Here is a 22,135-nt window from a genome sequence, read left to right on the forward strand (position 1 = left end):
GTGGCTTGTGGGCTCACCGGGCGTCGGGGGGTGGGGATGCAGCGCGACTAGGCCCGGTGGTGACCGAACCAATAAAAGAAGCCGCGCGTCGTCATGGGCCGCAGTGTAGGCCCCGGCGCCGTGCGGGCACTGGCGGGCGGTCTAGGGCACATGCAGACAGGTCGTCCAGGTTTACGGGCCTTCACGGAAGGTCAGCCGGGCAGGTAGGCGCGCAGCGCGCCGAGCACGCTGTCCGCGTCGGGCAGCAGGTTGGGGTTGAGGTGCACGACCGTGACGATGGACCGTTTCTCGCCGCTGTCGTGGATGGTCGGGGACTGCGGGCGGCGGCGGTCGCGGCCGTACGCGCGGGAGGACAGCACGAGGCCCGCCAGGGGTTCGTCCGTGCCCGGCGTGACGAGCACGTAATCGACCTTCACCTGCGACGCCTGTTCCAGCGCGCCCCTGGGACGCTCGGGGGTGACGGTGAAGGCCAGCACGTCCCGCAGGACGGTGGCGCCGCGCACCTCGACCGGCTGCCCGCGCAGGGCGTCACGCAGGCGCTGCTCGAAGTGGTCCTCGCGGCGGGACCGTTCGGTGCGTGGACCCCCGGAGGGCTGGGCCTGGGCGCTGGCCTCCGGGTCTTTTCCTCCCCGTTTCAGGAATCGCAGTGGCATGCGCCATGGTACGCGCTGCCCGGTCCGCCGGGGGGAGCCTGCCCGTCAGGGGTACCGCCGGGGTGCAGGTCAGGTTCAGGCGTCGGCGATCTGCCGGAGTTTCTCCACGCGGGCGGCGAGGTCCGGGAGGTCCAGGGCACGCAGGGCCTTGGCAGTGCGGGTCAGGCCGGCGTCGTCCACGCGGCCCTGGTTCCACCCGGCGATCAGCATGGCGCAGCCCTGCAGGGCGTCAGTGACGGTTTCCTTGTGGAACATGGCGGCCAGGTTGCCGCTCTGGGCGGGCGCGGTCTGCTGGGCCTGGGCCTGGACGTCCAGCACGACCTGCATGAACACCTGGTCCAGGCGGGCGCGGTCGTCGGGGTGGATCGGGGTTCCGGTCATGGGGGGCAGTGTAGCCCGGAGCATACGCGTTTCTTCACGTCCGTTCTCATGTCGGCTGGCGGCATGTCGCTTCGGCGGCGCTTTCCGTATCTTGGTTCATCTAAGGGATGCAGGGGAGCGTGGAACGCGATGGAGTATGAGCCCGGGAGCAGGTTTTTCGATGAGATGTTCACCGCTGATCGCGCCGCCCGTCCACACTACGCGGGTGTCAAGGCGTACCTGGATCAGCTGGGAGTGGCGGAGTTCGAGCGTCGACATCAGCTGCTGGACCTGGCGTTCCGGAATCAGGGCATCACGTTCACGGTGTACGGGGACGCGCAGGGCACCGAGCGGACCTTTCCGTTCGATCCGGTGCCGCGCATCATTCCGTCGTCCGAGTGGGCGCACATCGAGTCGGGCCTGACGCAGCGGGTCCGGGCGCTGAATGCGTTCCTGACGGACATCTACAGTGGCGCGCAGATCATGGGGGACGGCGTCATCCCGGCGGAGCTGGTGTACACCAGCTCGCACTTCCGGCGCGAGGTGCACGGGGTGCTGCCGCCGGGCGGGGTGTTCACGCACGTGGTCGGCACGGACCTGATCCGCAACGAGCAGGGCGAGTACCTCGTGCTGGAGGACAACCTGCGCTCGCCGAGCGGCGTGTCGTACCTGCTGGCGAACCGGCAGGCGATGACGCGGGTGTACCCGGGCATGTTCGAGGGTCAGGGGGTGCGGCCGGTGCAGCATTACGCGTCGGCGCTGCTGCGCCTGCTGCTGGCCAGCAGTCCGCGGGAGAACGGCACGGTGGTGGTGCTGACGCCCGGCATGTACAACAGCGCGTACTTCGAGCACGCGTACCTCGCGCAGCAGATGGGTGTGGAACTCGTGGAGGGCCGCGACCTGTTCGTGGACGGCGGGCGCGTGTGGATGCGCACGACCGGCGGGCGGCAGCAGGTGGACGTCATCTACCGCCGCGTGGACGATGATTTCCTGGATCCGCTGGCATTCCGGCGGGACAGTGCGCTGGGCGTGGCGGGACTGGTGGAGGTCTACCGGCAGGGCCGCGTGGCGATCGCGAACGCCATTGGGACGGGCGTGGCGGACGACAAGGCGGTGTACGCGTACGTGCCGGACATGATCCGGTACTACCTGAACGAGTCGCCGATCCTGAACAACGTGCCCACGTACCTGGGCTGGAACGCCGAGCATCTGGAGTACATGCTGGCGAACGCGGCCGAACTGGTGTTCAAGTCGGTGGGCGAGGCGGGCGGGTACGGCATGCTGATCGGGCCGGAAGCGACCGCGGATCAGATCACGGCGTACCTGCACAAGGTGCGGCAGGATCCGCGGGAGTTCATCGCGCAGCCGGTGGTGGGCCTGTCGCGGCACCCGACGTTCTACCCGGACAGCAGTGGGTTCGAGGCGGCGCACGTGGACCTGCGGCCGTACATCCTGTTCGGTGAGGACGTGACGATCGTGCCGGGCGGCCTGACGCGCGTGGCGCTGCGGCGAGGGAGTCTGGTCGTGAACAGTTCGCAGGGGGGCGGCAGCAAGGACACCTGGGTCCTGGATCACGACGGGCCGGGGGCGCCTCTGGGCATGACGCAGCTGCTGCACGGGGACACGTCGCCTGCCGTGCAGGGTCAGCGGCAGGAGCAGTCGTCGGGGGGGCAGTCCCAATCTCAGTCGCAGTCCCAGTCTCAGGGGCAGTCGCAGTGGCAGGGCGGCTTCGGCGCGGTGCCGCTGGATGCCGAGCCGCTCACCGATGCGACCCGCAACTCCCTGAACGAGCGTGACATGCACGCGCGGGCGCGTGTCGCGGACGACGCGCAGGTCGCCGCGTACGGCGAGAGTCAGCAGGCGCACGCCGAGCCGCCCGGCGACGTGCCCGCCCCCGAGGACGGACCGGGGTCGCACTCGTTCCAGCAGCAGCTGGAAAAACAGCAGCTCGAAGGCGGTGAGCGCTGATGCTGCTGCTGTCGCGACTGGCCGAGAACCTGTTCTGGATGGGCCGCTACATGGAGCGGGCGGAGAACACGGCCCGGCTCCTGAGCGTGAACTACTACGCGACGCTGGAATCCGCCGGGAGTGCGCGGGACCACTGGCGGCCGCTGCTGGACCTGACCGGCGGTGAGAATGCCCTGCGGGAACGCTACGGGCGGGTGGATACCCGCAGCGTGGGGTCCTGGCTGGCGTTCGACCGGGAGAATCCGTCGAGTATCGCCAGCAGTCTGGCGTTCGCCCGGTCGAACGCGCGGGGCCTGCGTGACCGGATTCCCAGTGAGATGTGGGAGGCGATCAACCGCGCGTACCTGAACCTGTGCTTCGAGACGGGCGCGGTCATGGACCGCGACGGGCTGTACGAGTTCTGCGTGTCGGCGCGTGACGCGTCGCAGTTCTTCTTCGGGATTGCGTTCGCGACCCTGCCGCGCGATGAGGGCTGGTCGTTCATGCGGGCCGGGCAGATGCTGGAACGCACCGACAACACGCTGCGGGTGCTGCAGGGTCGCCTGACGCCCGAGGCGCTGCGGCCGTCGACGGACCCGGCGCGGGACATGCTGCTCGAGCAGCGCTGGGTGCAGGTCCTCAAGGGCGCCAGCGCCTACGAGGCGTTCCGCAAGCGCGTCCATGAGGGGATCGAGCCGCGCAGTATCGCGGCGTTCCTGCTGCTCGACGAGTACTTCCCGCGCAGCGTGAGGTACGGCGCGCAGAACCTGCACGAGGCCCTCGAGCAGATCGACCGCTGGCATCCGGGCGCGCATCAGGACGTGACGCGCCTGTCGCGGTGGCTGGTGGCCCGGCTGGAGTACGCCCGCATCGAGGACATCCTGGACCGGCGCGATCCGGCGCTGCCGGACCTGCTGGTGGACGTGAACCGGGTGGGCGCGGCGATCACCGCGGCGTTCTTCGAGAAGGAATGAAACGGATTCCGTCTGTTTCGTTCACAGATCGGAACGCCACCGATCTGCTCACTCTGCTCGTGTTGAAAGAAGGTGCAAACCTTTCAACCGAAATCTGCATGAGCGGGTCCGTGCAGTGCCCGGGCACCGGGAGGGACCGGCATGCGGTGTGAGATCCGGCACGTGACCGAGTACCGGTACCCGCAGCCGGCGTGGGATTCGTTCAATCAGGTGCGGCTGCATCCGACGCAGGAGGCGCGGCAGTCGGTCCGGTCGTTCCATCTGCACGTGGTGCCGGACGCGGAGGTGTCGTCCCATAGGGATTACTTCGGGGCGCTGGTGCATCAGGTGCATGTGCACGCGCATCACACGCACCTGCGGATCGAGGCGCAGGCGATGGTGGACACGCACAACCTGCCGGATCCGGGGCCGGTGCCGGTCTCGGCGCTGGACGGCCAGCGGGCGCCCCTGACGGAGTTCCTGGTGCCGTGTCCGCGGGTGCCGTCGGGTCCGTGGCCGGAGGTGTTCGGCGTGACGCGGCCCACCACGCAGGACGATCTGGGCGAGTACCTGCAGAACCTGAACACGTTCCTGTACAGCCAGTTCCAGTACGACACCGAGGCGACGTCGGTGAACACGCCGCTGGCGGAGTTCGCGCAGCATGGCCGGGGGGTCTGTCAGGATTTCACGCACGCGATGCTGGGGGTCACGCGGCAGCTGGGGATTCCGTCGCGGTACGTGAGCGGGTACCTGTACAGCGGCGGCGAGATGCGCGGCGCGGAGGCCACGCACGCGTGGGTGGAGTGTTTCGTTCCGGGGTACGGCTGGCTGGGTCTGGATCCCACGAACAACTGCGTGGCGCGCGAGAAGCACATCAAGATCGCGCACGGGCGGGAGTACAGCGACGTGTCCCCGGTGCGGGGCACGTATTACGGCGGTGGGAAGGGCAGCATGTCGGTGGCGGTGTACGTGTACCGTGAGGACTGAACCTCCAGTCCCCCCTTCGGCGGAAGGGGAATGGCAAAGCGCAGGGCGCGTGGTCTCCTTCCTGGCCACGCGCCCTGCTGTTCGGTTGGGGTCGGTCAGTCAGTTGCCGGTGATGGCGCGGCCCGTCAGGAAGATCCCGGCGATGATGGTGCCGACCACGCCCACCACGATCATCTGCGCGATCCACGCGAGGACCAGCGTGACGATCGCCTGGGTCTGGTCGCGGAGGTTCATGCTGCTCTGCACGGCCAGGAAGCCGAAGTAGATCATGGCCAGGCCGATCAGGAACATGGCGAGCCAGCCCAGGATGGGAATGACGCCGATCAGGGTGCTGACGATGCTCAGCGGGACGAAGAACAGCGCGAAGGAGTACGCGACCTCGGGGTAGGTGCCGGTGCCTCTGAAGAGGGTCTTCCCGATCAGGTACACGGCGCCCGTGAAGGTCAGGAAGCCCAGCGGGATCGTGATCAGGCGGTTGAACAGCTGTCCGAAGAAGGTCACGTCGCTGTGCAGGAAGGAGAAGAGGGCCGCGATGACCGCGGAGACCACGGCGGCGATCATGACGTAGATGATCGCAGCGGTCAGGCCGCCGCGCCGCTCGAAGCGTTCGAAGGTGGCGGGGCTGGGGCGGCTCAGGACGGCGACGCTCTGGGCGAACATGTCCTGCACTTTGCTTTCGGGACCGCTGGTCACGGGGCTTCTCATGGCACGGAGTACGGCTGCCTTGCCAGCGAAGTTGCCCGCGCCTTCGTTCATGCTTCCTTCATGGTCGGGCGGGGGCGCGGCACCTTTGCCCTCGCCCCGGCGTGTCACAATGCTCCGCGATGACGGAATCTTCTATGACCTCCGGCGAGCAGACCCACTCCGGCTTCGTGGCCATCGTGGGGAAGCCCAACGTCGGCAAAAGCACCCTCCTGAACGCGTTCCTGGGCACCAAGGTCGCCCCGACCAGCCCCCGGCCGCAGACCACCCGCCGCGGCGTGCGCGGCATTCACACCAGCGGCGAGCGGCAGGTCGTGTTCGTGGACACGCCGGGCCTGCACAAGCCCAAGGACGCGCTGGGCAAGTACATGAACCATGAGGTGCACAGCGCCCTGGCGGACGTGGACGCGATCGTGTGGGTCGTGGATCTGCGTCACCCGCCCACCGACGAGGACCAGCTGGTCGCGCGTCAGGTCCGCGAGCTGCCCAAGCCGCTGTTCCTGGTGGGCAACAAGACCGACGCCGCCAAGTACCCCGACGAGGCCATGAAGCTGTACCGCGCGCTGCTGGAGGGGCGTGACGGTGACCTGAGCGACATGATGCTCAGCGCGCAGAACAACCCGAACGCCGTGGCGACGCTGCGTGAGCAGCTGCTGGAGATCCTGCCCGAGGGGCCGTTCTTCTTCCCGGTCGGCCCGGCCAGTGACCAGAGCCGCGAGCAGTGGGCCGCGGAGATCATCCGCGAGGAAGCCATGAAGAAGCTCCGCGATGAACTGCCATACGCGGTGGCGACGCGCGTGAACCGCTGGACGGAACGCGAGGACGGCCTGCAGCGCATCGAGGGTGAGATCGTCGTGGAGAAGAACGCGCACAAGGGCATGGTGATCGGCTCGGGCGGCAAGCAGCTGCGCGAGATCGGTCAGGCGGCCCGCAAGCAGCTGGAGGTCTTCCTGGACCGCAAGGTGTACCTGGGGCTGGAGGTCATCGTGATTCCCGGCTGGCGCGAGGACGTCGAGGCACTGCGCGAACTCGGGTACGAGTAACCACTGCACACACAGCAGGCCGCCCCACACACGGGCGGCCTGTCCTGTGTGTGTTTCAGCGCCTCAGCTGGCCTGCGCGCAGTCGGGGCACTGGCCGTACAGGGTGACCTCGTGCGCCTCGACGATAAAACCGCCGGGGTACACGGTGCCGCTGGGCAGCGCGACCGGGCAGGTGTGCAGCGTGAACACGCGCTGGCAGCGGGTGCAGGCGAAGTGGTGGTGGTGGCCCTTGCCGCTGGCCTCGTACAGCGTCTCGCCGTCCAGGGTGACGGGGTGGATGCGGCCCTGGTCCGTCAGGAGTTTCAGGGTGCGGTACACGGTGGCGACGCCAAGGGCGGGCAGATCGGTGCGGGCGCGGTCCAGCACGTCCGCCACACCGAGGGGTCCCTCGGCGTCGTGCAGGACGCGGGTGATCACGTCACGCTGGCGGGTGCTACGGGTGGCGGTCATGCCTTCAGCGTACCACTTCCACGCCGGTTCTTGATATGCCGCGATCAATAACGTGTGGTCATCTCGCCGGAAAGAGGTCGCGTCCGGCGGTACACTACCCCAACCACTCCACGCAGCTCATCCACCCGCACCCTCTCCCCCGTCGCCCTTCCCCCGCCATGCCGAGGCCGCCATGCTGCGCGAACTGTTCTTCAACCTGTGCCTGCTGATCAGCGTGCATTACCTGCTGCGCTTCACGTTCCGGTCGTGGCCCGTGTCCCGGCGCGGCTGGCACCATACGCTGCGTCTAGCGGCGTTCGCGGCAGCGGGCCTGACCATGCTGCTGTTCCCGGCGACCGTCGCCCCCGGCGTCGTCATCGACCTGCGGGCCGTGCCCGTGGCGTTCGTCACCCTGCAGTTCGGCCCGGTCGCCGGACTGCTGGTCGCGCTGCCCATCATGATCTACCGCGTGCTGCTGGGCGGAATCGGCATGTACGCCGCGCTGCCCAGCCTCCTGAGCGTCATCCTGCTGACCAGCGTGATGCGCCGCTTCATTCCCCCGGTCGGCCCGCTGTTCTGGCAGCACTGGCCGGCCGTGATCGTCATGTTCGCCTTCAACGGCGTGCCCCTGCTGGCCCTGCCGGACGGCGCGAGGCTGTTCGGGCAGGCCTACCCCCTCCTGCTGCTCTCAAACGTCGTGGGCGCACTGGCCGCCTGGGGCGTCCTGAGCGAACGCTTCCACGTCCTGCGCCTGACCAGCCAGTGGCAGTCCGCGGCGCTGACCGACGCCCTGACGGGCCTGGGCAACCGCCGCCAGTTCGACCTGGACCTGGAGGCAATGGGGCCGGGCGACGCGCTGCTGCTGCTGGACATCGATCACTTCAAACGCGTGAACGACACGCACGGGCATCACGTCGGGGACGAGGTCCTGCAGGAGGTCGCCCGGCTGCTGGAACGCGAGGGGCGCGGCCGAGACCGCGCGTACCGCTACGGCGGCGAGGAATTCGCCGTGATCCTGCGGGACGTCAAGGGCGACGGCCTGAACCGCGTCGCCGAGCGCCTGCGCGCCGCCGTCGAGCGGCACCCCATGCGCGCCACCGGCGCGGGCGTGACCGTCTCGGTCGGCGGGGCCAGCTGGGCGTCCGTGCCGCTGCGGCAACTCGCGCAGCGCGCCGACGAGGCCCTGTACGCCGCGAAGCACGGCGGACGCAATCAGGCGCGCGTGTGGGGCATCTGGCTGAACGCGCAGGACTCCGCCCAGCCGACACGCCAGCCTGTAGGCAGTCGCCGCACCTGATCCGGAATCCGTACGCGCCGCGTGTCTCGGGCTAGGCGGTGTCTCGGGCCGGACGCAGGCAGGGCCACCCCGCCGAGGTGACCCTGCCTGTCGTGGGCGGTGCTGTTTACTCCTGGCCCATGTTGGTGCTGGGTGGGTCGCTGGCGTCCATGCTCTGGGTCATGGCGACGTCCTGCTTGTCCAGGCCTTCCTGGCGGTAGGCGCTGGCGGCCTTGTTCTCGGCGTCCACGGCCGCGTCGATTTCCGCTTCCGGGTCGGGTTTGCCCATGAACTGCAGGTCGACGTTGCTGATCTCGTCCTCGGTCTTGGGGTGCTCGGGCTTGTCGTTCGTCATGCCGTCACGCTACCGCCCGCGCGTGGGGCGCGCCTGAACGCGCCCTTCATGTCGGCTGGAGGTTCGCCCGATGAGGTTCAGATGCTCAGGGTCTTGGCGCAGCGGTACAGGTCGCGGCTGACGTCCTTGCGTTTCTCCCAGGTGTCGGCCAGCGGGATGTAACTCGTCTCGTGGTTCTGGCGGCCGATCATGACGTCGCTCCTGCCGTCCATCAGGGCGTACACGGCGGCCTCGCCCAGGCGGCTCGCCAGGATGCGGTCCGAGGACACGGGGCTACCGCCGCGCTGGATGTGACCCAGGATGCTCACGCGGGTTTCCATGCCGGTGCCGTCCTGGATGGCCTGCGCCACGCCGGTCGCGCCGCCGGGGTACCCCTCGGCGACGATGATGATGCTGCCCATCTTGCCCTTCTTCACGGACGCCTTGACGATCTCCAGCACGCCCGCGACTTCCTTGGCGTCCTCGGGGATGAAGACCTCCTCGGCGCCGCCGGCGACCGCGACGTCCAGGGCGATGTGTCCGGCGTGGCGGCCCATGACCTCGATCACGAAGATGCGTTCGTGGCTGGCGCCGGTGTCGCGGAGTTTGTCCACGGCGTCCAGTGCGGTCTCGACGGCCGTGAAGTACCCGATGGTGTGGTCGGTGCCGTACAGGTCGTTGTCGATGGTGCCGGGCAGGCCGATGACGGGAATGCCGTGTTCCTCCTGCAGGAAGTGCGCGCCGTGGAAGCTGCCGTCCCCGCCGATGACGATCAGGGCGTCCACGTCGTGGGCGCGCAGGTGGCGGGCGCCGCGGGCGCGGCCTTCGGGGGTGCGCCAGGTGTGGCTGCGGGCCGAGAGCAGGATGGTCCCGCCGCGCTGCAGGGTGTTGGCGACGTCGCGGGCGCCGAGGGTGATGAAGTCGCCGCGGTGCAGGCCGGAGAAGCCGCGCCGGACGCCGATGACCTCGATGCCCTGCGAGGTGGCGGTACGCACGACGGCGCGGATGGCGGCGTTCATGCCGGGGGCGTCACCGCCGCTGGTGAGGACGGCGACACGTTTGATGCCGGCGGGGTTGGGGTGGGGGTCGCAGTGGGGTTCGGTCATGCTGGGCCTCGCTGTCTGTGGGGGTTGGGGTGGCACCGTGGAAGCAGTTCCAGGTCGCCGGACGGTCCCGCCAGGTGCTGGTGGTGCGTCCCGCCGGGGTCAGGCGTCCGAGGTCGCCTGGAGTGCCAGTGCATAAGCGTCATTCTTACGCAAACCCTCCCGGATGAGAAGATCACGTATATCCCGAGTGCTCAGCCCCTGCCCCGCCAGCTCCCGCGCGCGCGCCGCGTGGTCCACCTCCGCTCCGGCCGATTCGCCCTCCGGGCGGCCCGCGACGACCACCACGATCTCCCCGCGCACGCCCGACTCGAAGTGCGCGGCCAGTTCGGCCAGCGTGCCGCGCACCGTCTCCTCGAAGCGCTTGGTCAGCTCACGGGTCACGCTCGCGGCCCGCTCCGGCCCGCAGGCGTCACGCAGGTCGGCCAGCGTCGCGTGCAGGCGATGCGGACTCTCGTACAGCACGCTCGTCTCGGCACGGGCTGCGACCGCCGAGAGCCGCTCCTTGCGGTCCCGGCCAGAGCGGGGCAGGAAGCCCTCGAAGGTGAACCGCCCGGTCGGCAGGGCCGACAGCACCAGCGCCGGAACGAACGCCGTCGCGCCCGGCAGCGCCTCGACCGGCACGTCCGCCGCCAGCGCCGCCGCGACCAGTTCCGCGCCGGGGTCGCTGATGCCGGGCGTGCCCGCGTCGCTCACGTACGCCAGCCGCGCGTACCGTTCGAGCACCTGCGGCGCGCGGCCCATCGTGTGCGCGTCCAGCCGCACCAGCGGCTTCTTGATGCCCAGGTGCGTCAGCAGCGCCCCGGTCCGGCGGGTGTCCTCGCAGGCGACCGCGTCGGCGGCGCGCAACACGTCCAGCGCCCGCAACGTGATGTCCCCCAGGTTCCCGACCGGGGTGGGGACCAGCCACACCCGCGCGCCGTCGGGGATGCTCACCGGCGTCACGTCCGGCAGGTCGTCCAGCAGGTCGGCAGTCAGCTCGTCGGGCGGCCCGACGGGCAGGTCGAGATCAGGGGTGTCGGTGAACTCCGGCTCAGTCATCGCTGCCGAGTATGACGCCCGGACCGGGATGCACCAGTCCCTCCATCGCCAGACCCTGCATGGCCAGACCGGGTGTGGGCTTGAGCCGCACCCGGACCTTGCGGGGCCGCTTGAGGACGTTCGTGATCCTCGCGCGCAGCAGTTCACCCTCACCGACCGTCACGGTCACCACCGTGCCCTCGGGCAGGCGACCACCCACGATCACCACGACGCCATTCTCGACCACGCCCTTGTAGGCCTTCATGCTTCCCTCCCCTGCGCGCGGTGACGCCGCCGCTCCGCTGCCGACAACGCCTCGCGCAGCGCCACGATCTCCGACTCGCGCGCCCCGCCCAGCCGCGCGTAGCGGTCGATGACCTCCGCCGCCTCGCGCCGCCGGTCCAGGCGCAGCAGCAGCGTCCCCAGGTGCTCGCCACCCACGAAGTACGCCCGTGGATTCTGCGGATCGGCCGCCACTTGCGCGCGCGCCGCCTCCAGCCGCGCCAGCCGCACCCGGTGCCGGTTCACCTGCCACCGGACCGTGAACGTCGCCAGCCCGAAGGTCGCCAGTGCGCCCAGCACGGACAGCACCACCGCCTCGGGCACACCGACCTGCGCGGCCAGCTGCACCGTCAGCGGGAAGCAGAACGCCAGCACGACCAGCACCGCCAGGGTCGCCGCGTAGTTCACGCCGCCCCCCCGACCTGCCGGACCTTCACGCCACTCATGCGCCACAGTCTAGCGGCACGCGCGCCCGCCGCGCCGTGCATGCGGTCATGAAGTCCGCTGCGCGCCGTCCAGGCACGGGGCGTGGCCCGGGGGGGCCAGTGCGCGGGGTGGTAGGGTGCGGGGCGTGCGACTGCACCTGATCACCGTGGGGGAACCGAAACTGGCGTACGCGCGCGCCGGGTGGGACGAGTACGAGAAGAGACTGCGCCGCTACCACAAGGTGCAGGTGACGCGCGTGAGCGGCAAGACCCAGGCGCTGGAGAGCGAGGCGGTGCGCCGCGCCGCCGGGCGCGCCCCGCTGGTGCTGCTCGACCCGCGCGGGCGGCAGTTCACGTCCGAGGGCCTCAGTGCTTACCTGGACGCGCAGGGCGTGGCGGGCGTGGGCGAACTGGCGTTCGCGATCGGCGGTCCCGACGGGCACACCGACGAGCTGCGGGCCGGGGCGCACCTGCTGTGGGGGCTGGGGCAGCTGACCCTGCCGCACGACCTGGCGATGGTGGTGCTCGCGGAGGCGCTGTACCGCGCGAGTACCATCAGCGCGGGCGAACCGTACCACCGCGGCTGACCGCCCGCTGCCCGGTGTGGGCGTAGGCTGCGGGCATGAGCGAGACGACGCCCGCCCCGGCCGAGCAGTGGTTCGAGACGCCCGAGTTGCGCGGGCGGCTGGTGACGCTGGAGGGCCTGCGCCCCGAGCACGGCGCGGACCTGAGCACCGGGGCGACCCAGGACACCATCCGCTTCCTGGCGCGCGGTGGCCCGCCCGAGAACACCCCGGCGGCGTGGGTGGCGTACGTGGAGCGGCTGAACGCCCTGCCGCGCCGGGTGAACTTCGCGGTGCGGTCGCGGGCGTCGGGGCGGGTGGTGGGCCGCATCAGTTACAGCGACGTGAATGTCGCGGACCGCTGGGTGGAGGTCGGAACGATGCTGCTGCCCGAGGCGCAGGGGAGCGGCGTGAACACGGACGCGAAACTGCTCGTCATGGAACGTGCCTTTGGGGTGCTGGGCGCCAACCGGGTGCACTTCAAGGTGGACGCCCGCAACGAGCGGAGCCTGCGGGCCATGCGCCGCCTGGGCGCTGCCGAGGAGGGCGTGCTGCGGGCGTATCAGGTGCGTCCGGACGGGTCGGCGCGTGACTCGGTGATGTTCAGCGTGCTGCGCGCCGAGTGGCCGGCAGTGCGGGCCCGGCTGACGGCGCGGCTGGATGATCACCCCCATCCGGGTGCAACCCTTTCATGAGAAAAAAGACAAGTTTGCCATAAAGGTCCGGGTAGACTGCCGCACGTGACCCGCCGACCAGCCACCCTCCTCGCTGCCACGCTGGCCGCGCTGTTGTGCCCGGCGCAGGCCCTGATCGTTCCCCTGACCGGCTGGACGCCCGTGAACGGCGACGCGAACTACTGGACCGACCCGAGCGGCGCCTGCCTGATGCGCGAGGAACGCTCCGGGCAGGCCTTCCCGACATTCACGAGTGCCGAGGACGCCCGCACGTTCGCCCTGAAACTGCAGAGCAGCCTGGGCCGCAGCATGCGCTCGGTCGTGACGCAGCCCGTGGACCGCGCCGGGGCGTGGGGGGTGCTGGCCGCGTACGACTACCAGCAGGCGGGCGTGACGTACCGCATCAGTCAGCTGTACCTGAGCGACCGGGGCGTGCTGCGGACCGTGACCGGCAGCGCCGCCGCGAAGGACGCCGGGGCCTGCGCGAACGAGATGCGCGACTTCATCCGGTACCTCGCGAACTGAACCGTCACGCCACACAGCGGTTCGCAGGTGATTGCGCTGCGCAGCTCTCCGATGTCCCTCTTCAGAGGGATTGAGAACGACCATCCAGCCCTCTGAATTCTGCTGTTCTTGCGCTACAAAGGGGCATGACACCTGACCCCGTGGAACGCCTGCTGGCCCGCCTGGACGTGATCGCTTCTGGCCTGGAGGCCTCTGGGCGGGCGCTGGCGCTGCTCGCTCTGGGGTCGGTGGGGGCCGAGCTCGACCGGGCCGATCAATTCTCGGACCTGGATTTCTTCGTGGTGGCCCGCCCCGGGCAGGTGGGGGCGCTGCTGGACGACCTGGCGTGGCTGGGCGGCGACGTGGTTTACGTGTTCCGGAACACGCCGGACGGCTTCAAGGTCCTGTTCAGGGATGGTGTGTACGGCGAGTTCGCCGTGTTCGACGAGGCGGCCCTGCGCGGCGCGGAGTTCGTGAACGCGCGGGTGGTATGGCGGTCGCCGGACGCCCCGGCAGACCTTCCGCTACACCTCCGCCCGCAGGAGGCGCAGACGGCACCGCTGAGCGGGGCGCAGCGCGATCATCTTCTGGGCGAGGCGCTGACGAACCTGCTCGTCGGCGTGCGGCGGTTCCGGCGGGGCGAGCGGCTGTCCGCGTGGCAGTTCACGCAGGTCTACGCGCTGGGAAACGCGCTGGCGCTGGCCGCCGACACCATCCCAGCCGCGCCCGGCTGGGCGGACGCGTACGGACTGGAACGCCGCTTCGAGGTGCGCTTCCCGGCCCTGGCGGCGCGGCTGGCGGCCTGCCTGCCGGGTCTGGACGGCACGCCCGGCGCGGCCCTGGCGATCCTGGACCTGCTGAAGTCGCTGGACCTCACAGGCTGGCCGGAGGCTTCGGGGCTGACCGCGCAGGTGCGGCAGGAGGCGCAGGAGGCGTTGGCCGATCAGGGGGCCGATCGAGGGGCCTGAGCCGTGCGTGGTAGGCTCCCCGGTTGAGATGTCGAGACTAAGTGCGTTCCGGGCGGTGCGGCCATGATGGTCGTCACGGCGCTGCTGTCGTGGTTCCTGGTGGGCCTGTTCGTCCGCATGAGCAAGGCGCGCGGGTGGGGGCAGCGGGTGCGGCAGGACGGCCCGCAGACCCACCTGATCAAGGACGGGACGCCCACGGCGGGCGGCGTACCGTTCGTGCTGGCCCTCAGCGTGGTGTTCCTGCCGCTGTACTTCACGGGGAACGCCGGGGGGCCGCGCGAGATGATCATCTGGCTGACGGCCCTGGCGATGGGCGTGATCGGCGGCGTGGACGACCTGCTGAAGATCCGCTCACGCATGACCGGCAAGGGCCGCGCGGAACTGCTGGCCCGCGAGAAGTTCCCGCTGCAGTTCCTGGTGGCGTTGCTGTTCGCGTACTTCGCCGCGCCGCTCGCGTCGCACGAGCTCGTGCCGGGATTCGGCCCGGTGGGCGACGTGATCCTGCTGACGCTGGTCATGGTGGGCAGCGTGAATGCCTTCAACTTCACGGACGGCCTGGACGGCCTGCTGGGCGGCGTGGCGATCATCGTGCTGCTGCCGCTGCTGGCGCTGTCGCCGGTCAGTGCACTGCTGGTCGCGGCGCTGCTGGGCTTCCTGTGGTTCAACGCGCACCCGGCGCGGGTGTTCATGGGCGACATGGGCAGCCACGCGATCGGGGCCATCGCGGCCGGCGCGTACGTGCTGTACGCGGACGTGTGGCTGCTGCCCATCGCGGCGATCATCCCGGTCGTGGCGGTCCTCAGCGTGGTCATTCAGGTGGCGTCGTTCAAACTGCGCGGCAAGCGGGTATTCAAGATGTCCCCCATCCAGCATCACTTCGAGCACAAGGACATCGGCTGGCCCGAGACGCACGTCACCATGCGGTTCTGGGTGGTGTCGGCGGTCGCGACGGCGCTGGTGTGGTGGCTGCTCGGCGGAAGACCTTAAGGCAGTCAGGGCGGGCGGGGTGAGAGGGCCGCCTCTCCCCCGTCCGCCTGTTTCGTGGGGGCGCGGCGGCTAGACTCGGGTGTGACCGAGTTCCACCCCCTGCACCTGCCTGATCTGCCTCGCCTGTTCGCGGCGCGCGCCGCACTGCCCGCGTCAGGCACGACCGTGTACCGCGCCGCGCACCTGACCGAGACGGGCGGGCAGTTCACGCTGGACGTCGCCGGGGACGCCGGGGTGCTGAGCCTGTACGTGCCCCTGACCCCGCCGGACGAGGCGGCGCTCGCGGCGGCCTGCGGCGAGGCGGCGGGGCTGGCGGGGGTGTACCTGAAGCGGCGGCCCGTGGAGGCCCGGCACGCGGCGAACGTCGCCCGTGAGGACCTGTCCCCGCCGGACCCGGTGTGGGGCGAGGCGCGGCCTGAACTGACGGCGCTGGAGGCCGGGGTGCCGCTGCTGATCCGCCCCGGCGCGGACCTGAGCGTGGGGGTGTTCACGGACGCCCGCCCGGCGCGCGCCTGGGTGCGGGAGCACGCGGCGGGGCGGCGGGTACTGAACACCTTCGCGTACACCTGCGGCTTCGGCCTGAGCGCGGCTCTGGGCAGCGCGGCGGTCGTGAAGAACGTGGACCTGTCCCGCAAGGTGCTGGCGTGGGGGCAGGAGAACTACGCCCTGAGCGGATTGGCCGCACCGGACACGGATTTCCTGTTCGGGGACGTGTTCGAGTGGCTCGCGCGGCTGGAGCGGCGCGGGGACGTGTTCGATCTGGTGGTGCTCGACCCGCCCAGTTTCGCGCGGGGCAAGGCCGGGGTGTGGCGCTCAGAGCGGGACTACGCGCGGCTGATGACCCTGGCCGCGCGGGTGACGGCACCGGGCGGGCAGGTGCTGGCGCTGCTGAACCACGCGGGCGTGAACGCGGCGGCGTTCGAGCGGATGGCCGGGGCGGGGCTGGACGCGGCGGGGCGGCGCGGGACAGTACAGGAGCGGTTCGGCGCGGGCGAGGACTACCCGGGCGCGCGGCACCTGAAAGTGCACGTGTGGCAGCTCGACTGACCGGCAGTGGGTCTTGTGCCCTGCCTCACTTCGTTTTCTAAAGCGGGCGCTATGCTGGGCGCATGACGCAAGCTGCTCAGACTGAAGCGCAGGTTCTGGTTCCCCTGACCACCCCCGAGGAAGTGGACCAGTTCCTCACCGAGTACCCGCTGGCCGCCGTGTTCAAGGCCGGAACCTGCCACAAGACCATGCAGGGCTTCGGCGTGCTGGAGACCTTCCTGCAGCGCCACGACCTGCCCGTGGGCTTCATCCGCGTGGTGGACTGGCGCCCCGCGAGCAACCACGTCGCGCAGCGCACCGGCCTGATTCACCACAGCCCGCAGCTGATCCTGTTCCGTGACGGCCAGCCGCAGTTCGAGGTGAACAACTGGGACATCACCCCGCAGGCGCTCGGCCCGGTGTTCGAGGCGCACGTGCCCGTCCGCGAGGGCGTGGCGAGCGTCGCCACCGACGACAACGTGGAACCCTACCGCCGCCTGATGCGCGCCTACCTGGACGGGCAGCTGAGCGACTGGGCCTTCCAGGATCAGTACGTGAACATGTTCCGCGATGACGCCAGCCTGCGCAGCCAGCGGGAATTCGACCTGCTGTCGCGCCTGTTCGGCGACCCGGACGCGTACCACGGTGGTCTGCACCAGCTGGGCGCCCCGCAGGGTCGCGGGGACCTGAAGGTCCGCGTGCAGGAACTCCTGACCGAGCTGGGCTGAACCCACCAGCACTTCACCTCACGCCTCACCCTTCACGTCCGGGGGGTGGGGCGTGAGGTTTTGCACAGGTGTAAGCGGCACGTAAGACGCGAAGGGGTGTCATGATGGGGTATCCCTTAAGGAGTTCCGCCCGAGCCCAGACCGCACCCTCATCCTGACCTCACACGGAAGTCGAATGTCTGATCCCACCACCCCAACCGCGAGTCCGAAACTCATGCACCCGGTCGCCGTGCCGCTCGACGCGGCGGTGTACAGCGCCATCAGCACCGACCACTACCCCTGGACCGACGTGACCGCCGACCTGGGCGTCCGGCAGGGCCAGGGGTTCACCGGCGTCCTCGACGCCTGGCAGGGCAGCCGCTGGGCCCGCTTCCTGTGGAATCAGGGCGCGCTGCTGGGCGGGTACACGCACGGCGGGCAGCCCGTGACGTGGACCACCGTCATGCAGGGCCTCCCACGCGCCCGCGTCAGCCTCGTGGAACTCTCGACCCGCCTCGTGGAACTGCTCTGGACCACCCGTGACGTCGAGGGCCGCCCCGCGCCGGGCAGCTGGCCGCAGACGCAGCAGGCGCTGGAACGCGCCCACTACCACGGCCTGCTCGTCAGTGGGGCCGCGTGCAGCTACTGGCTGTCCGGACGCCTGATGACCGGCACGCTGCCCGAAACGGGCGCCGGGGCGTGGCTGTTCACGCCGCACTCGGAAGCGAACCGCGCCGGGCTGATCAGCTTCTGGCAGGAACTGCTGGCCGTCACGCACCGCACCCAGCCGCTCGACGCGGCGTGGCAGGACGTCACGATGCGCCTCGCGGACGAGCACCCCTGCCTGGACCCCTTCGCGCAGGACGTGACCTTCCAGGCGGGACAGCTGACCATCGACGACGACGTCCCCGTCGACGAGTTCCGCCCCGCCCTGAGCGCCGCGCTGCGCGGCGTGCTGTCCCGCCTGGGCCTGCGCCTCGTGGACCTGCCCATCACGAACCTGCGTGACCGGCCCGAGTGGGCCGCGTCGGGACTGGAGCAGCGGTGAGCGCCCCGGTCTGGCCCGACGGGCTGCAGGACGCCACCCCGCTGCCGTTCAGCGTGTGGCGCGTCATGCATCACGTGGACGGCACGCGCGACATCACCGAGGTCGCCCGGCTGGCGGGCATGACCGTACCCGACGTGCAGGAACGCCTGAACGCCGCCACCGCGTGGGTGGCCCGCGCCGCGCAGCGTGACCTGCCGGTCAGTGACGAACTGGCCGAACGGATCATCCAGTGCCTGACCGGCGTGGTCGGCCCGGTCGCCGCCGTGATGGTCGACGAGGTGCTCGACGATCTGGGCGAGCAGGCCACCCTGAATGCCACGCTGTCCACCCTCGCCAAACAGCTCACGCCGGAACGCGTGCAACTGTTCGCCCGACTGCTGCGCGAACGGGGCGTGACATGAACGCCCCGACTACCCTCCGCCCGTCCCTCACCGACCCCACCGGCACGCCGATCCCTGGAGCACACCCATGAAGTACACGGTCCTCATCCGACAGCCCGTCAACAGCGAACGAAAGCCGGAACTGGAGCAGCAGCTGCGGGAACGCTTCGGCCTGACCGGCGAGCAGGCGCAGCGCCTGAGCGACCGCCGCACCGGCCGCCTCATGAAACCCACGGGGCGCGCCCGCGCGGAACTGCTCCTGGCGATGTTCCAGTCGGTCGGCGCGGACGTCACGCTGGAGGAAGTCCGCGAGGAGACCAGCGTCATCAGCGAGCCCTTCCAGTCGCTGGCCGCCCCGGCGCGCCCGGCCGCGCCCAGTGCGCCGGACGACGCGCCCCTGGCCCCGGACCGCGCCGAGGTGCCGCTTTCCGTGTCGGGCATCTGGCCCGAGGTGGACCTCGCGCCGCCCGCCGCGCTGCCCGACCCGTTCGCGGCGCCCGGTATGCCCCTGCCCGGCCCGAACCTGTCCGCACCCAACCTGTCTGCCCCCGGCAGCGTGCCCGGCGACCTGCCGGCCGAGTTCATGCCCGCCGTGAACTGGAACGCTCCGGCGCCCAGCCTCATGCCACCCACCCCCTCTCCCTTCGGGGCGGACACCGCGACCGCCCTGATGCCCCCGCCCGTTCCGGCGGGCCTGCCCGTGCCGGACGCCGACCCGTTCGCCACCGCGTTCGGCGCGCCGCTGGTGCCGCCCACTCCGGCCAAGGCGCCGGACGCCTCCGCGGACGTGTGGTCCGACTTCACGGGCGCCCTGACCCTGACCGACACCACCCCCACCCCGGTCGTGCCCGAGGCAGCTGCCGTGCCCAGCGCAGCCGGGATGGACCCTATCGTGACGGGCCTGCCGGACAGCGACTCGGGGCCGAAGCTGCGCCGCAGCAGCCTGCGCAACCGCATGACCGTCGGCGCGCTGGTCCCGCTGGGCGTGTCCAGCCTCCTGACGCTGGGCGTGCTGGCCCTGACCCTGCCGGGCCTGCAGCAGGGCCTCGTGCAGGGCAACGCGAAGGCGATCGCGGTGGCCGTGGCGAGCAACATCGACCCGACGCGCGGCAGCCAGAGCATCGACCCGCAACTGCAGGCGCTCGTGAACAACTCCAGCGTGGGCTTCGTGCAGGTCGAACTGCGGGACGGCTCGCGGTACTTCGCGACCCAGGTGCCGAAGGTCGGCGACCTGCTGAACGCGCAGGTCAGCAATTGGCTGATCGAGAACCCGGACAGCGCCGTGTTCAGGGACAGCATCTCGCCCGCCAAGCTGTTCCGCGAACAGGCGAACGAGATGCGCACCATGGGCGGCACCGCGAACGACGTCGAGAAGCTGGAGAAGGCCGCCGCCGACCCCGCCAACCAGACCGTCACGAACGTGAACTACATCGTCCAGCAGATCACCGTGAAGGATGTGGACGGCCGACGCGTCGTGAGCAATGAGCGTGCGGGCGAGGCCGAGAACGTCCTGTACACCGTCGCGGTCGGTGTGGAGAACGGCGCGCAGCAGTCCGCGCTGCGCCGCACGCTGTTCCTGGTGATGTTCGTGTCGCTGCTGGCCCTGGCGATCGCCGGGTACCTCGCGCTGCGCGCCGCCCGCGCCGTGGTGCAGCCCATCGAGGAACTCGTGCGGGTCGCCGACGCGATCAGCATGGGCGACCTGAGCCGCCCGGTGCGCGCCGAACGCAACGACGAGATCGGTGACCTCGCGCAGGCGCTGGAACGCATGCGCCTGAGCCTGGACTCCGCCATGGAGCGTCTGCGCCGCCGCCGCCGCAACGGCTGACCACAGGCATAACGGACGACGCCCCCCGCGTGAACTGCGGGGGGCGTCGTCATGGGATCATACGGATCCCGTTTGTTCCGTTAACAACCCGGAACTTCACCGGATTGCCAACTCCACGTCCGGAATCCGTTCCTCTCCTACTCGCATCCGCTCGGATTGAACGGCTTTATAAGCCATTCAATCGGAGTCCGTATCAGGTTCAGGCTTCCATGCGGTGCTTCATGTCACGGATCTGATCGTGACTGGCCTTCACCTTCGCGTACTGGCCCTCCACGAAGCTGCGCACGTCGGCGGGCAACCCCTCGGCCTTCAGGACGTCCTGGTAGTTCTCCACGGCGACGTCCTCGCCACGCTCGGCTTCGGCGACCACGGCCGTGTCGTCCCGGCCGGTCAGGGCGTCACGGACGTTCAGCCAGGTGCGGTGCAGGGCCGCGCCGACGCTGCCGTGCTCGCGGGGCTTGTCGCCCAGGCGGCTGATGTGCGCCTCGACCTCGCCCGCCATTTGGGCGCGCTGGGCACTGCGCTCGGAGAACAGGCTCTTGAGGCTGGGGTCGGTGGCGTGCTCGGCAGCGTCCTCGAAACCTTTCTGGCCGTCGCGCAGGGTGCCGAGGAGGTACTGGAGCTTGTCGAGAACGTTCTCGTTGGTCATGGTCATGGTGGTGCCTCCTGTAGCTGGGTCAGTCCGCGCCGTCCCAGATGGGAGGGACGCCGGATGGACTGGAAATCAGACGCTGTCAGGTTAGAAGGTGGCGGGGCGGCGCACCTGATAACTGCACCAAGGCGGCGTTCACGCAGGGTTGGGCAGCCCTTGGCCGAGTTCACATGCGGGCCGCGCGGCCCTGTTCAATGCGGGCGCGGCTGTGCTGCACTGGACGGGATGACGCCCTGGGTGCTGAGGATGCGATGGCTGGACCTCTGTTTCATGCACTGGCCGGTGCCGCCCGTCGCCGTGCAGGCGACCCTCCCCCCGGGCGTGGAGGTCGATACGCGGGGCGGTCTGGCGTACGTGGGGGTCGTGCCGTTCCGGATGGCGGACGTCGCCCCGCGCCTGACGCCGGCCGTGCCGGGCCTGAGTGCCTTCCCGGAACTGAACCTGCGCACCTACGTGACCGTGAACGGCGAGAGCGGCGTGTGGTTCTACTCGCTGGACGTCACGCAGCCGCTGGCGGCGGCCCTGGCTCGCACGTTCTTCCACCTGCCCTACCGTCAGGCGCGCATGTGGATGGACCGGCAGGACGGCGTCACGCGGTACGCCAGCGTCCGCACGGACCTGCGCACCGGTCCTGGCGCGTTCGCCGGGGCGTACCGCCCGACCGGTCCACTCCTCACCCCCGAAGCGGACAGTCTGGAGGCGTGGCTGACCGACCGCCTGCGGCTGTTCAGTGCCGCGCCGGACGGGCGGGTCTTCCGGGGCCGCATCCACCACGCGCCCTGGCCACTGCGGCGCGCGCAGGCGGAGGTGCGGGTGAACACCCTGGGGGACCGCCACGGCCTGGACCTGAGCGGCCCGCCGCACCTGCTGCACGCCGAACGCCTGGACGTGACGGCGTGGTGGCTGGAACAGGTCCGGTGACACGTTCAGGACGCAGCCCCACCCCGCCCGCCGGGAGGAGGTGGGGACCGTGCAGGAGGGTCAGGGTTCGAGGCCCGGTGGGAGCGTCGCCCATTCGGGTTCGGTCAGGTGCAGGGCGCTGCCCCCGGCGTGCGGGCGGCCCACCGTGAGCTGCACCGGGGGCGGCAGCAGGTCACTCATGAGCGCCGCGCCGAAATGCGTGATGTCCTGCACGGTCACCGGGGTGCGCGTGCCGGGCAGCAGGATCCGTTCACCCTGGCGGGGCAGTGTGTAGAACCCGAATTTTCCGATGTGACCCGCCGGACCGTAGATATCCACCATGGTGAGTTGCATGAGGTTCCCTCCCGCTGCGCAGGGTGACAG

The 22,135-nt window shown here is 70.2% G+C and carries 27 protein-coding genes; 16 read left to right on the forward strand and 11 right to left on the reverse strand.

Annotated elements, in window-relative coordinates:
* Positions 1-191: 191 nt before the first annotated feature.
* Together EXW95_RS05025 and EXW95_RS05030 are read right to left on the reverse strand one after the other, a co-directional pair.
* Positions 192-653 carry a hypothetical protein gene (locus EXW95_RS05025; protein WP_174366540.1) on the reverse strand — a complete coding sequence of 154 codons (462 nt, stop codon included), beginning with the start codon at positions 651-653 and terminating at the stop codon, positions 192-194.
* A gap of 75 nt (positions 654-728) precedes the next feature.
* Positions 729-1,034 (reverse strand): hypothetical protein, encoded by a 306-nt coding sequence (locus EXW95_RS05030; protein ID WP_174366541.1) that lies wholly within the window; start codon positions 1,032-1,034, stop codon positions 729-731.
* 129 nt (positions 1,035-1,163) lie between these two features.
* On the opposite strand from EXW95_RS05030, the gene EXW95_RS05035 reads away from it, so the two are divergent.
* The 3 genes from EXW95_RS05035 to EXW95_RS21140 all read left to right on the forward strand — a co-directional run bounded on the left by EXW95_RS05035 (position 1,164) and on the right by EXW95_RS21140 (position 4,900).
* Entirely contained in the window at positions 1,164-2,981 is a 1,818-nt protein-coding gene (locus EXW95_RS05035; protein ID WP_174366542.1) for a circularly permuted type 2 ATP-grasp protein, read from the forward strand.
* Positions 2,981-3,934 (forward strand): alpha-E domain-containing protein, encoded by a 954-nt coding sequence (locus EXW95_RS05040; protein ID WP_174366543.1) that lies wholly within the window; start codon positions 2,981-2,983, stop codon positions 3,932-3,934. The genes EXW95_RS05035 and EXW95_RS05040 overlap by 1 nt, the downstream gene beginning before the upstream one ends.
* A gap of 141 nt (positions 3,935-4,075) precedes the next feature.
* Positions 4,076-4,900, forward strand: a complete 825-nt coding sequence (locus EXW95_RS21140; protein WP_174366544.1) for a transglutaminase family protein — start codon at positions 4,076-4,078, stop codon at positions 4,898-4,900.
* A gap of 99 nt (positions 4,901-4,999) precedes the next feature.
* Here the strand turns inward: EXW95_RS21140 and EXW95_RS05050 are convergent, their stop codons facing one another.
* On the reverse strand, positions 5,000-5,605 hold the full coding sequence (locus EXW95_RS05050; protein WP_174366545.1) for a YIP1 family protein: 606 nt from the start codon (positions 5,603-5,605) through the stop codon (positions 5,000-5,002).
* Between the two features lie 119 nt (positions 5,606-5,724).
* Here EXW95_RS05050 and era point away from each other — a divergent pair, with 119 nt between their 5' ends.
* Complete coding sequence (era, locus tag EXW95_RS05055) at positions 5,725-6,645, forward strand: GTPase Era (RefSeq protein ID WP_174366546.1); 921 nt, start codon at positions 5,725-5,727, stop codon at positions 6,643-6,645.
* 63 nt (positions 6,646-6,708) lie between these two features.
* On the opposite strand, the gene EXW95_RS05060 is transcribed toward era, so the two are convergent.
* The gene (locus EXW95_RS05060; RefSeq protein WP_174366547.1) at positions 6,709-7,095 is read right to left on the reverse strand and encodes a Fur family transcriptional regulator; all 387 of its coding nucleotides are present in this window, start codon (positions 7,093-7,095) and stop codon (positions 6,709-6,711) included.
* Between the two features lie 172 nt (positions 7,096-7,267).
* Between EXW95_RS05060 and EXW95_RS05065 the strand changes: the two genes are divergently transcribed.
* A complete protein-coding gene (locus EXW95_RS05065; protein ID WP_174366548.1) occupies positions 7,268-8,371 on the forward strand; it encodes a diguanylate cyclase in 1,104 nt (367 codons plus the stop codon).
* Positions 8,372-8,477: 106 nt separating this feature from the next.
* Here the strand turns inward: EXW95_RS05065 and EXW95_RS05070 are convergent, their stop codons facing one another.
* From EXW95_RS05070 to EXW95_RS05090, 5 genes are all read right to left on the reverse strand, one after another.
* Positions 8,478-8,705 carry an M-like protein gene (locus EXW95_RS05070; protein ID WP_174366549.1) on the reverse strand — a complete coding sequence of 76 codons (228 nt, stop codon included), beginning with the start codon at positions 8,703-8,705 and terminating at the stop codon, positions 8,478-8,480.
* A 77-nt stretch (positions 8,706-8,782) separates the two neighbouring features.
* Positions 8,783-9,790: a 6-phosphofructokinase gene (pfkA, locus tag EXW95_RS05075; RefSeq protein WP_174366550.1), complete on the reverse strand. Its 1,008-nt coding sequence runs from the start codon at positions 9,788-9,790 to the stop codon at positions 8,783-8,785.
* Positions 9,791-9,889: 99 nt separating this feature from the next.
* The gene (gene rsmI / locus EXW95_RS05080; protein WP_174366551.1) at positions 9,890-10,828 is read right to left on the reverse strand and encodes a 16S rRNA (cytidine(1402)-2'-O)-methyltransferase; all 939 of its coding nucleotides are present in this window, start codon (positions 10,826-10,828) and stop codon (positions 9,890-9,892) included.
* Positions 10,821-11,072, reverse strand: coding sequence for a hypothetical protein (locus tag EXW95_RS05085; RefSeq protein ID WP_254605511.1), 252 nt, complete (start codon positions 11,070-11,072; stop codon positions 10,821-10,823). Before EXW95_RS05085 ends, rsmI begins: the two co-directional genes overlap by 8 nt.
* Positions 11,069-11,497 (reverse strand): hypothetical protein, encoded by a 429-nt coding sequence (locus EXW95_RS05090; RefSeq protein ID WP_174366552.1) that lies wholly within the window; start codon positions 11,495-11,497, stop codon positions 11,069-11,071. The genes EXW95_RS05085 and EXW95_RS05090 overlap by 4 nt, the downstream gene beginning before the upstream one ends.
* Before the next feature lie 163 nt (positions 11,498-11,660).
* Between EXW95_RS05090 and EXW95_RS05095 the strand changes: the two genes are divergently transcribed.
* The 10 genes from EXW95_RS05095 to EXW95_RS05140 all read left to right on the forward strand — a co-directional run bounded on the left by EXW95_RS05095 (position 11,661) and on the right by EXW95_RS05140 (position 20,199).
* Positions 11,661-12,101 (forward strand): 23S rRNA (pseudouridine(1915)-N(3))-methyltransferase RlmH, encoded by a 441-nt coding sequence (locus EXW95_RS05095; protein WP_058976182.1) that lies wholly within the window; start codon positions 11,661-11,663, stop codon positions 12,099-12,101.
* A 35-nt stretch (positions 12,102-12,136) separates the two neighbouring features.
* Complete coding sequence (locus EXW95_RS05100) at positions 12,137-12,772, forward strand: GNAT family N-acetyltransferase (protein ID WP_174366553.1); 636 nt, start codon at positions 12,137-12,139, stop codon at positions 12,770-12,772.
* A gap of 45 nt (positions 12,773-12,817) precedes the next feature.
* The gene (locus EXW95_RS05105; protein ID WP_371809914.1) at positions 12,818-13,276 is read left to right on the forward strand and encodes a hypothetical protein; all 459 of its coding nucleotides are present in this window, start codon (positions 12,818-12,820) and stop codon (positions 13,274-13,276) included.
* 125 nt (positions 13,277-13,401) lie between these two features.
* Positions 13,402-14,223 (forward strand): hypothetical protein, encoded by an 822-nt coding sequence (locus tag EXW95_RS05110; RefSeq protein ID WP_174366554.1) that lies wholly within the window; start codon positions 13,402-13,404, stop codon positions 14,221-14,223.
* Positions 14,224-14,286: 63 nt separating this feature from the next.
* Positions 14,287-15,210: a phospho-N-acetylmuramoyl-pentapeptide-transferase gene (locus EXW95_RS05115; protein WP_174366555.1), complete on the forward strand. Its 924-nt coding sequence runs from the start codon at positions 14,287-14,289 to the stop codon at positions 15,208-15,210.
* Between the two features lie 81 nt (positions 15,211-15,291).
* Positions 15,292-16,257 carry a class I SAM-dependent rRNA methyltransferase gene (locus EXW95_RS05120; RefSeq protein WP_371809915.1) on the forward strand — a complete coding sequence of 322 codons (966 nt, stop codon included), beginning with the start codon at positions 15,292-15,294 and terminating at the stop codon, positions 16,255-16,257.
* Positions 16,258-16,319: 62 nt separating this feature from the next.
* On the forward strand, positions 16,320-16,964 hold the full coding sequence (locus EXW95_RS05125) for a thioredoxin family protein (protein ID WP_174366556.1): 645 nt from the start codon (positions 16,320-16,322) through the stop codon (positions 16,962-16,964).
* Positions 16,965-17,139: 175 nt separating this feature from the next.
* On the forward strand, positions 17,140-17,991 hold the full coding sequence (locus EXW95_RS05130) for a hypothetical protein (RefSeq protein WP_254605512.1): 852 nt from the start codon (positions 17,140-17,142) through the stop codon (positions 17,989-17,991).
* The gene (locus EXW95_RS05135; RefSeq protein WP_371809916.1) at positions 17,988-18,392 is read left to right on the forward strand and encodes a hypothetical protein; all 405 of its coding nucleotides are present in this window, start codon (positions 17,988-17,990) and stop codon (positions 18,390-18,392) included. Before EXW95_RS05130 ends, EXW95_RS05135 begins: the two co-directional genes overlap by 4 nt.
* A 67-nt stretch (positions 18,393-18,459) precedes the next feature.
* Positions 18,460-20,199, forward strand: coding sequence for a HAMP domain-containing protein (locus EXW95_RS05140; protein WP_174366558.1), 1,740 nt, complete (start codon positions 18,460-18,462; stop codon positions 20,197-20,199).
* A 199-nt stretch (positions 20,200-20,398) separates the two neighbouring features.
* Here the strand turns inward: EXW95_RS05140 and EXW95_RS05145 are convergent, their stop codons facing one another.
* On the reverse strand, positions 20,399-20,854 hold the full coding sequence (locus EXW95_RS05145) for a PA2169 family four-helix-bundle protein (protein WP_174366559.1): 456 nt from the start codon (positions 20,852-20,854) through the stop codon (positions 20,399-20,401).
* 243 nt (positions 20,855-21,097) lie between these two features.
* Between EXW95_RS05145 and EXW95_RS05150 the strand changes: the two genes are divergently transcribed.
* The gene (locus tag EXW95_RS05150) at positions 21,098-21,772 is read left to right on the forward strand and encodes a DUF2071 domain-containing protein (RefSeq protein WP_174366560.1); all 675 of its coding nucleotides are present in this window, start codon (positions 21,098-21,100) and stop codon (positions 21,770-21,772) included.
* 60 nt (positions 21,773-21,832) lie between these two features.
* Here EXW95_RS05150 and EXW95_RS05155 read toward each other — a convergent pair whose 3' ends face one another.
* A complete protein-coding gene (locus EXW95_RS05155; RefSeq protein WP_174366561.1) occupies positions 21,833-22,105 on the reverse strand; it encodes a hypothetical protein in 273 nt (90 codons plus the stop codon).
* Between the last annotated feature and the right edge of the window lie 30 nt (positions 22,106-22,135).

Source organism: Deinococcus sp. JMULE3, assembly GCF_013337115.1.
In the GTDB taxonomy this organism is placed as follows: domain Bacteria; phylum Deinococcota; class Deinococci; order Deinococcales; family Deinococcaceae; genus Deinococcus.